Origin of the sequence: Pseudonocardia sp. SID8383, assembly GCF_009864975.1 — a bacterium.
GTDB classification, from domain to species: domain Bacteria; phylum Actinomycetota; class Actinomycetes; order Mycobacteriales; family Pseudonocardiaceae; genus Pseudonocardia; species Pseudonocardia alni.
Genome location: NZ_WWFY01000878.1, coordinates 1 through 9,477, shown reverse-complemented (window position 1 = coordinate 9,477; position 9,477 = coordinate 1). Strand labels below are relative to the sequence as shown.

General features: G+C 74.9%; 8 protein-coding genes. 6 read left to right on the top strand and 2 right to left on the bottom strand.

The annotated features are described in order from the left end of the window. A partial coding sequence (locus tag GTW08_RS32075; RefSeq protein WP_346009948.1) for an MFS transporter occupies window positions 1-555 on the bottom strand: 555 nt, incomplete at its 3' end. A gap of 91 nt (window positions 556-646) precedes the next feature. On the opposite strand from GTW08_RS32075, the gene GTW08_RS21175 reads away from it, so the two are divergent. Then, complete coding sequence (locus tag GTW08_RS21175) at window positions 647-2,182, top strand: long-chain-fatty-acid--CoA ligase (RefSeq protein WP_308292833.1); 1,536 nt, start codon at window positions 647-649, stop codon at window positions 2,180-2,182. A gap of 48 nt (window positions 2,183-2,230) precedes the next feature. After that, window positions 2,231-2,869, top strand: a complete 639-nt coding sequence (locus GTW08_RS21170) for an MOSC domain-containing protein (protein ID WP_217266860.1) — start codon at window positions 2,231-2,233, stop codon at window positions 2,867-2,869. Here the strand turns inward: GTW08_RS21170 and trpS are convergent. Further along, a complete protein-coding gene (trpS, locus tag GTW08_RS21165) occupies window positions 2,847-3,878 on the bottom strand; it encodes a tryptophan--tRNA ligase (RefSeq protein ID WP_073574565.1) in 1,032 nt (343 codons plus the stop codon). The two genes, GTW08_RS21170 and trpS, sit on opposite strands and share 23 nt — an antisense overlap. Window positions 3,879-4,091: 213 nt before the next feature. Here trpS and GTW08_RS21160 point away from each other — a divergent pair, with 213 nt between their 5' ends. The 4 genes from GTW08_RS21160 to GTW08_RS21145 all read left to right on the top strand — a co-directional run bounded on the left by GTW08_RS21160 (window position 4,092) and on the right by GTW08_RS21145 (window position 9,322). Continuing rightward, window positions 4,092-5,249 carry a GTP-binding protein gene (locus GTW08_RS21160; RefSeq protein ID WP_073574564.1) on the top strand — a complete coding sequence of 386 codons (1,158 nt, stop codon included), beginning with the start codon at window positions 4,092-4,094 and terminating at the stop codon, window positions 5,247-5,249. An 11-nt stretch (window positions 5,250-5,260) separates the two neighbouring features. Further along, complete coding sequence (locus tag GTW08_RS21155; protein ID WP_073574563.1) at window positions 5,261-6,697, top strand: pyridoxal phosphate-dependent decarboxylase family protein; 1,437 nt, start codon at window positions 5,261-5,263, stop codon at window positions 6,695-6,697. 106 nt (window positions 6,698-6,803) lie between these two features. Further along, window positions 6,804-7,793 (top strand): iron-siderophore ABC transporter substrate-binding protein, encoded by a 990-nt coding sequence (locus GTW08_RS21150; RefSeq protein ID WP_073574562.1) that lies wholly within the window; start codon window positions 6,804-6,806, stop codon window positions 7,791-7,793. A gap of 128 nt (window positions 7,794-7,921) precedes the next feature. Next, a complete protein-coding gene (locus tag GTW08_RS21145; RefSeq protein ID WP_073574561.1) occupies window positions 7,922-9,322 on the top strand; it encodes a uracil-xanthine permease family protein in 1,401 nt (466 codons plus the stop codon). Window positions 9,323-9,477 lie beyond the last annotated feature (155 nt).

The window sequence follows — 9,477 nt, the reverse complement described above, 5'->3', positions numbered from 1 at the left end:
GGCCAGGTCGGCCAGCAGGCCCGCCCCGGCCGTGGCGACGGCGGTGCCGAGCGCGGTCGCGGCGAGCAGGTCCGACAGGGGCCGCTGCCGGACCGCGGCGGGCCAGGTGTCACCGACGTACACCAGCGCCGCCGGGATCAGCGCCGCCGTGCACGCGCCGGTGACGACCCGGGCGACGACCAGCACTGCGAGGGTCGGGGCCAGCACCGAGGCGACCCCGCCCAGCACCGCGCCGACCAGGGCCAGGCGCATCACCCGGACCCGGCCGATCCGGTCGGACAGCACCCCCCACACGACCTGCATGAGGCCGTAGGCGAGGAAGTAGCCCCCGGCCGCGCCGGCAGCCGCGGCCAGCGGCGCCGAGAACGACGCGGCGATCGGGACCAGCAGCGGCGCGATCGCGAACCGGTCGACGGTGCTGGTCAGCGACGCCAGCTGCAGCAGCCGGAGCCGCCGGGTGCCGTCGGGGACGGCACCGCCGGGGTCGGCTCCGTCGGGGTCGGCTCCGTCGGGGTCGGCTCCGTCGGGACCGCTGCCGTCGGGGGTCGTGCTCACCGGCGTCACCCTGCACGGCGGGCCGTGATCTTGCCCCACCGGGGTGAGCGGGACCACAGTGGCAGGGCAGTCGAGGCTCGGGAGGCCACCGGTGGGCACGATCACGGGACACGGGATGACCGCGGCGGACATCGTCGCGCGGCACGCACGGACCACACCGGACGGGCCGGCGCTGGCCGACCCGCGGACGTCGCGGACCTGGGCGCAGCTCGACGACCGGGTGTCCCGGCTGGCGACCGTGCTCGCCGACCGGGGGGTCGACCGGGGGGACCGGGTCGCGGTGCTCGGGCTCAACTCCGTCGAGCTCGTCGAGAGCTACCTGGCGGTGCTGCGCCGCGGCGCGATCTGCGTGCCGCTGAACTTCCGGCTGACCGCGGGCGAGGTCGCCTTCCAGCTCACCGACTGCACCCCCACCGCCGTGCTCTGCGACGACGGGTTCGCCGCGACCGTGGGGACCGCGCGGGAGCAGGCACCGTCGGTGCGGACGGTGCTCACCCTCGGCGAGGGGTTCGGCGCGCTGCTCGCCGGGACCGACCCCGGCGACTGGGGCGACGACGTCGCCGACGACGAGCCCGCCTACATCATGTACACCTCGGGGACGACCGGCCGCCCGAAGGGCGCGGTGCTGACCCACCGCAACCTGATGCTGCACGCGTTCCTGTCGATCACGCACCTGGGCACCGCGGGCGACGACCGGGTGTCGCTGTCCGGGGCGCCGCTGTTCCACATCGCCGGGCTGTCCGGGATGCTCCCGACCCTGATCGCGGGCGGCCGGGTGATCATCCCGCCGTCGGGCGGCTTCGACCCGGTCGCGACGGTCGACACCCTGGAGCGGGAGCGCGTGTCGTCGTGCTTCTTCGTCCCGGCGCAGTGGCAGGCGATCTGCGCCGTGCCCGGCATCGCGCAGCGGGACCTGTCGGCGCTGCGCCGGATCACCTGGGGGGCCGCCCCCGCGTCGACGACGCTGATCCGCACCATGATCGACACGTTCCCGCAGGCCATGGTGGTCACCGCGTTCGGGCAGACCGAGTGCAGCCCGGTCACCTGCGCGCTGCGGGGCGAGGACTCGGTGCGCAAGATCGGTTCCGTGGGGACGCCGATGGTCGGCGTCGAGGTGCGGGTCGTCGACGCGGACATGAACGACGTGCCGCGCGGCGAGGTCGGCGAGATCGTCTACCGCGGTCCGACCGTGATGCGGGAGTACTGGGGCCGCCCGGAGGCGACGGCCGAGGCGTTCCGCGGCGGCTGGTTCCACTCCGGTGACCTGGTGCGCGAGGACCCGGACGGCTTCTACTACGTCGTCGACCGCGCCAAGGACATGATCATCTCCGGTGGGGAGAACGTGTACAGCGCCGAGGTCGAGGAGGTGCTGGCCGCGCACCCGGGCGTCGCCGACGTCGCGGTCGTCGGGGTGCCGGACCCGCACTGGGGTGAGACCCCGCTCGCCGTCGTCGTGCCCGCCGACCCCGCCGCCCCGCCGGACCTGGACACGCTCACCGCGTGGTGCGCCGACCGGCTGGCCCGCTACAAGCAGCCGAGCCGGCTCGCGCTGGTGGAGGCGTTACCGCGCAACCCGTCGGGCAAGGTGCTCAAGACCGAGCTGCGCCGCCTCCACGGGTCCGTGTGAGACGAACCCGCTCGCGTCGGCGGCGGTGGGACGCCTAGCGTCGCGGGGGTGTCCGTCGTGGAGTCCGTGAACACCGGGGTGTCCCGTCCGATCCTCGCCAAGGCGGGGACCTCGGGCATCGACAAGCGGCCGGTACCCGGTCCGGTCCGGGTGGACGTCCCGGCGCCCGCGGCGAGCGGGCTGGCCGGCGACACGATCTGCGACGCCGACCACCACGGCGGCCCGGACCAGGCCGTCTACGCCTACGCCCGGGAGGACCTGGAGTTCTTCGCCCCCGAGCTGGGCCCGCTGCGGGCGGGGATGTTCGGGGAGAACCTCACCACCCGCGGCGTCGACGTGTGCGGCGCGGAGCTGGGCGAGCGCTGGCAGGTCGGCGGAGTGCTGCTGCAGGTGACCGCGCCGCGCATCCCGTGCCGGACCTTCGCCGCGCACCTGGAGCGGACGGGCTGGGTGAAGCGCTTCACCGCGGCCGCCCGCCCCGGTGCCTACCTGCGGGTCCTGTCCCCCGGCGAGATCCGCGCCGGCGACGCCGTGGCCGTCGAGCACCGGCCCGGGCACGGCGTCACCGTCGCCGACGCGTTCCGGGCACTGCTCGCCGAGCCCGCCCGCCTCCCGGATCTGCTGGCCGCGGGCGAGCACCTGCTGCCGCGGATCCGGGAGACGGTCACCCGGCGCACCGCGTCCTGACCCGCACGTAGCGCATCCCCATGGCCGCGCGGACCTCGTCGAGTGTCTCGTCGGCCAGGTCGTTCGCGCGGGCGTTGCCGCGGGCCAGCACGTCGTCGACGAGCCCGGGGTCGCGGGCCAGCTCGGCGCGCCGCGCGCGGTGTCCGGCGAGGTGATCGTTGACCGCGTCGGTGGTGAGCCGTTTCAGCGCGGCGGCCCCGTCCAGGGTCGCGGCCAGCTCGTGCGGGTCGCGGCCCAGGCACAGGACCGCGGTCGTGAGCAGCCCGTACACCCCGGGCCTGCCGTCCGGGTCGACGGTGATGCGCCGCTCGGGGTCGGTGCGGGCGCGGCGCACGAGCGCCGCGGTCTCGTCCGCGGTCGCGCCGAGCGGGACGGCGTTGCCGCGGGACGTGGACATCGTGTGCCCGTCGAGCCCGGGCAGCTCCGGGGTGTCGGTCAGCATCGGCTCGGGCGGGGTGGACACCGGGCCGCAGCGCTCGGCGAAGCGCCGGGCCAGCACCCGGGTGAGCTCGATGTGCGGGAGCTGGTCCTTGCCCACCGGCACGGGGTCGGCGCGGCAGGACAGGATGTCCGCGGCCTGGTGCACCGGGTAGGTCAGCAGCAGCCCCGACAACGCCCGCCCGGACGCGGCGTGCTCGGCCTTCACCGTCGGGTTGCGGTGCAGCTCGGCCTCGGTGACCAGCGACAGGAACGGCAGCATGAGCTGGTTCAGTGCGGGCACCGCGGAGTGGGCGAACACCGTCGTGCGGTCCGGGTCGAGCCCGGCGGCGAGCTGGTCGAGCGCCGCGCCGCGGACGTGGTCCGACAGCCGGTCGGCGACGTCACGGTCGGTGATCACCTGGTAGTCGGCGAGGATCACCAGCACGTCCACTCCGGACCGTTGCAGCCGGACGCGTTCGGAGATCGTGCCCACCAGGTGCCCGAGGTGCAGAGGGCCGGTCGGCCGCTCCCCGGTCAGCACCCGGTGCGACGACGGGTCGGCGGCGACGGCGGCACGCAGCGCGGGCATCCGGGCGACGGTGGCGGCGAGGAATCCATGATCAGCTCCTGGGAACGGGGAGCTGCACGAGACACACCGGTTGCCGCCGGGCTGCTCGGGCAGCCCGGGATGACGGTGACGTGCGTCTACGCGGCTGCGGGGAGCAGCCGCCACCAGACCGGACGGGAGGTGCGCACGGGGGCAGCCTTCACCGCCACTATCGACAATGGTTATCGTGAATGTATGGCCGACCGTCGCGTTCCCGTCACGATCCTGTCCGGCTTCCTCGGCGCGGGGAAGACGACGCTGCTGGAGCACCTGCTCGCGAACGGCGACGGCAGGCGGATCGCCGTCGTCGTCAACGACATGAGCGAGGTCAACATCGACGGCGCGCTGGTCGACCTGCACCGCAGCCAGGAGAAGCTGGTCGAACTCACCAACGGCTGCATCTGCTGCACGCTGCGCGAGGACCTGCTGACCACGGTCGGCGAGCTCGCCGCGGAGGGGCGCTACGACCACGTCGTCGTCGAGTCGACCGGGATCTCCGAGCCGATGCCGGTCGCGGCGACGTTCGAGTGGACCTTCGACGACGGCACCGCGCTCTCCGACGTCGCGCGGCTGGACACGATGGTCACCCTCGTCGACGCCTCGACCTTCGAGACGCTCCTGACCAGCGAGGACTCGCTCGCCGACCGCGAGCTGCAGGCCGCCGAGGGCGACGAGCGGACCCTGTCGGACCTGCTCGCCGACCAGGTCGAGTTCGCGGACCTGCTGGTGCTCAACAAGACCGACCTCGTCGCGCCGCACGCGCTGGGCCGGATCGAGGCGCTGCTGTCGCGGATGAACCCGGGCGCACGCCGGGTCCGCGCGGTGCGTGGCGGCGTGCCGGTCGCCGAGCTGCTCGACACCCACCGCTACGACCCGGCGGCGGCGTCCGCGACACCCGGCTGGGCGCAGGAACTCAACGGCAGCCACACCCCCGAGACCGAGGAGTACGGGATCGCGAGCGTGACCTGGCGGGCCGGACGCCCCTTCCACCCCGCCCGACTGCTCGACGCGCTCGCCGAGTGGCCCGGACTGCTGCGCAGCAAGGGCTTCTGCTGGCTGGCGACCCGGCCCGACGTCGCCGGCCTGTGGTCGCAGGCCGGCCCGAACATGGCCCTGGATCCGGCGGCGCCGTGGTCGTCGTTCGACGGGCCGCGCGGGCAGGAGATCGTGTTCATCGGGCTCGGCCTGACCCGCGACGCCGTCACCGCGCGCCTCGACCCGGCCCTGCTCACCGACGACGAGCTGCTCGCCGGGCCCGGCTCCTGGCGCGACCTGGACGACCCGCTGCCCACCTGGGACCTCGACGACCTGCACGACCACGGGATCCACGAGCACACGCCCGTGGCCGGGTAGCGTCCGCGCACGTGCCCGACCTCACCCCGGACGAGTTCCGAGCCCTCGGCCACCTGTTCGTCGACGCCGTCGCCGACGCCCGCGCCGGGATCGAACGTCACCCGGTCCGCGACGTCGTCGAGCCCGGCACCGTGCGGGCCCGCTTCCCCCGCGAGGCGAACGAGGACCCCGAGCCGCTCGCGGCGTTCCCGTCGCTGGTCGAGGCCGTCACCGGTGACGCCGACACCCGCTGGCAGCACCCCGGGTTCCACGCGTTCTTCCCGGCGAACGCGTCGCTGACCTCGCTGCTGGGTGAGCTGCTCTCCGGCGGGGCCGGGGCGCAGGGGATGCTCTGGTCGACCTCGCCCGCGTGCACCGAGGTGGAGCAGGCGGTCACCGACCAGGTGGCCCGGGCGCTCGGGCTGGACGAGACGTTCACCCACGACGGCGGCGGGGGCGGCTCGATCCAGGACTCGGCGTCCTCGGCGGCGCTGGTCGCGCTGACCGCCGCGCTGCACCGGGCCGCCCCGGACCCGGACTCCGGCTGGCGCGTGCGCGGGGTGACCGGCCGGGAACGCGTCTACGTCACGGCCGAGACGCACTCGTCGCTGGCCAAGGCGGTGCGGGTGGCCGGGCTCGGCGCGGACGGGCTGCGGACCGTCCCGTGCACCCCGGGCTCCCGGGCGATGGACCCGGCCGCGCTGGCCGACACCCTGGCCGCGGACGTCGCCGCAGGGCTGGTCCCGGTCCTGGTGTGCGCGACGGTCGGGACGACCTCGACCGGGTCGAGCGACCCGGTCGCGGCGCTGGTCACGGCGGCGCGACCGTACCGGGCCTGGGTGCATGTCGACGCCGCGTGGGCGGGCGTCGCCGCGCTCTGCCCGGAGCACCGCTGGGTGCTCGACGGCGTGAACCCGGGCCCCGGGCCCGGCGTCGACTCCTTCTGCACCGACGCCCACAAGTGGCTGCTCACCGCGTTCGACGCCTCGCTGCTCTGGGTGCGCGACGCCCGCGCGCTGCCGGCCGCGCTGTCGATCACCCCGGCCTACCTGCGCGACGCGCACTCCGACACCGGCGCCGTCGTGGACTTCCGGGACTGGCAGGTCCCGCTCGGGCGCCGGTTCCGGGCACTGAAGCTGTGGGCGGTGCTCCACGGCCAGGGGCTGTCCGGGCTGCGGTCGCACCTGCGCGGCCACGTGGACCTCGCCGCCGAGCTGGCCGAGCGGGTCCGCGGGCACGACGACCTGGAGCTGGCGTGCGCGCCGGTGCTGTCCCTGGTCTGCCTCCGCTCGCGCTCCGGCGACGCCGCGACCACCGCGCTGCTGGAGCGCGCCAACGCCGACGGACGGGTGCTGCTCACCGGCACCGAGGTCGACGGGCACCCGGTGGTGCGGGTGGCGTTCGGCGGGGTCACCACGGGCCGCGAGCACCTCGAGGTCGTGTGGGATGTCCTGTCTGCCCGATCGTGATCGCCGTGGGTAAGGTTCGCCTGTCCACCCGGAAGGGTGTACTGACCTGATCCCCCGGCGCCCGGTGCACCCCGCCCGCACGGGTCCCGTCGAAAGGACCGCCCCCATGCCCCGACCCCTGCTCCGCGCGCTCGCCGCGTGCGTGGTCCTGTTGCTGGCACTCGCCGGCTGCTCCTCCGGGGGCTCCGGCGACGCGGCACAGCCCGCCCCCGCCGACGACGCCCCCACCGGGGCGTTCCCGGTCACCCTCACCCACGCCTTCGGGCAGACGACGATCCCCGCCGCGCCGCAGCGGGTCGTGACCGTCGGCTTCAACGACGCCGACTTCGCCCTCGCCCTCGGCGTGAAGCCGGTCGGGGTCCGCGAGAACATCGGCGACTACGACTACGCGAAGCGCCCCTGGGCGCAGGAGGCACTCGGCGGGACGCAGCCGCAGCTGCTGACCGGGTCCCAGATCCCGGTCGAGCAGGTCGCCGCACTACGGCCCGACCTGATCCTCGGCGTCTACTCCTTCATGGACCAGGCGACCTACACCGCGCTGTCGCAGATCGCGCCGACCGTCGCCCAGGGCACCCCCGACGGCACGAACGCCGCGGGCTGGGAGGAGCAGACCCGCATCACCGGGCAGGCCACCGGGCGCACCGAGCAGGCCGAGCAGGTCATCGCCGCGACCCGCGCCGAGTTCGACGAGGCCAAGGCGGCCCACCCCGACTTCGCGGGCACGAACCTGAAGATGGACTTCTTCATCGAGGGCGTCCCCTACGACATGGGCACCGACGACCTGCGCGCCCAGATCTTCGCCGGCCTCGGCTTCACCGTCCGGCCGGACTCGCAGACCCTCTCGCTGGAGCGCCAGGGCGACCTCGACAGCGACGTGCTCGTGGTGCTGGGCCGTTCGCGCGCCGAGTCCGAGGCCGACCCGGTGTTCCGCGCGATCCCGGCGGTCCAGCAGGGCCGGGTCGCCTACCTCGGGCCGTTCGAGACCGAGTTCGCCGCCGCGCTGGGCTACTCCAGCCCGCTGTCGCTGCCCTACGCCATCGACACCGTCGCGCCGCAGCTCGACGCGGCGCTGCAGGGCCGGGCCCCCGGCAGCTGAGCCGGCGCCCGCGCACCGGTGCCGTGAACGTCACGTCACCGGTGCGCGCAACCCCTTGTCCCGCCCCGCCGCGCCGACGACTGTGATCGCGGCCCCGTCAGGGCGGCGGGCCACGGTGAGGGGGCTCGGTGACTTCGACGCGGGAACGACGGCGCGGCTGGACCGTGGTGCACGGCGGCAAGGCCCCGCCGCCCGGCGAGGTCGTGGGCCCGCAGGAGCGGCTGTCCTGGCCGCGCACCGTCGGCCTCGGCGGCCAGCACGTGATCGCGATGTTCGGCGCGACGTTCGTCTTCCCGGTCCTCATGGGACTGAACCCGAACATCGCGATCCTGATGTCCGGCGTCGCGACCGCGCTGTTCCTGCTGATGACCCACGGCCGGATCCCCAGCTACCTGGGGTCCTCGGCGTCGTTCGTCGGCGGGGTCGCGGCGATCCGCGCCCAGGGCGGGGACTCCGCGGCCGTGACCGGCGCGATCGTCGTCGCCGGGGTGGTCCTGCTGCTGGTCGGCGTGGTCGTCCACCTGGTCGGCGCCCGCGTCGTGTCCCGGCTGCTGCCACCCGCGGTGACCGGCGCCGTCGTCATGCTGATCGGGTTCAACCTCGCCGGGGTCGCCTCGACCGTCTACTGGCCACAGGACCAGTGGGCCGCGCTGGTGACGATGGTCGTGGTGATCGCCGCCGCGGTACTGCTGCCGGGTTTCTGGGGCCGGATCGGGGTGCTGATCGGCCTGGTCGCCGGGTTCGCCTTCTCGCTGCTGCTCGACGCCACGACCGGTCCGATCACCGCGCCCGACGCGAGCGGGGACGTCGGCACCCGGATGCGGGTCGACCTGTCCGGGGTCGGGTCCGCGGACTGGGTGGGGCTGCCGCCCGCCACCCAGACCGGACCGGACGGCATGGAGATCGCCGGCTGGCACTGGCCGACGTTCTCGTTCGCCTTCGCGCTCCTCGTGCTGCCCTCGGTGATCGCGCTGGTCGCGGAGAACGCCGGGCACGTCAAGGCCGTCGAGGGGATGACCGGCGAGCGCCTCGACCCGTACCTGGGCCGGGCGCTGGCCGCGGACGGCGCGGGCACCATGCTGGCCGGCCTGGTCGGCGGCTCCCCCACCACGACCTACGCGGAGAACATCGGCGTGATGGCCGCGACCCGGGTCTACTCCACCGCCGCGTACTGGGTGGCCGCGGCCGTCGCGGTGCTGCTGGGGTTCTGCCCGAAGTTCGGGGCGCTGATCGTCGCGGTGCCGGGCGGGGTGCTCGGCGGGCTCACCGTGGTCCTCTACGGCATGGTCGGGCTGCTCGGGGCGGCCATCTGGATCCGCAACGGGGTCGACCTGGCCCACGCCGCGAACCTGGTGCCGCTGTCCGCCGGGCTGATCATCGGCATCGGCGGGGCGAGCCTGTCGGTGGGCGGGTTCGAGCTGTCCGGGATCGCGCTGGGCACGATCGTGGTGCTCGTCGGCTACCACGCCCTGCACGCGCTGCTCCCCGCCGACCGGCGCCCCTCCGGGGACGGCGGGCCGCTCGGCTGAGGCTCAGGCCGCCGTGCGCACCATGACGACGGCGTCCTTGTGCGGCAGCGCGATCCGCTCGGCCTCGTCGAACCCGGCCCGGCCGAACGCCCCCCGCGCGGCGGTGTTGCGGGCGTCGGGCTCGGCGAGCACCCGCGGGCACCCCGCGGCGGTCA

Bases quoted from the DNA above. Each gene is read 5' to 3' on its own strand.
- trpS (WP_073574565.1), bottom strand. From the start codon at position 3,878: ATGCCCGCGCTGCGTGCCGCCGTCGCCGCCGACCCGTCGTCGCACCGG.
- GTW08_RS21160 (WP_073574564.1), top strand. From the start codon at position 4,092: ATGGCCGACCGTCGCGTTCCCGTCACGATCCTGTCCGGCTTCCTCGGC.
- GTW08_RS21150 (WP_073574562.1), top strand. From the start codon at position 6,804: ATGCCCCGACCCCTGCTCCGCGCGCTCGCCGCGTGCGTGGTCCTGTTG.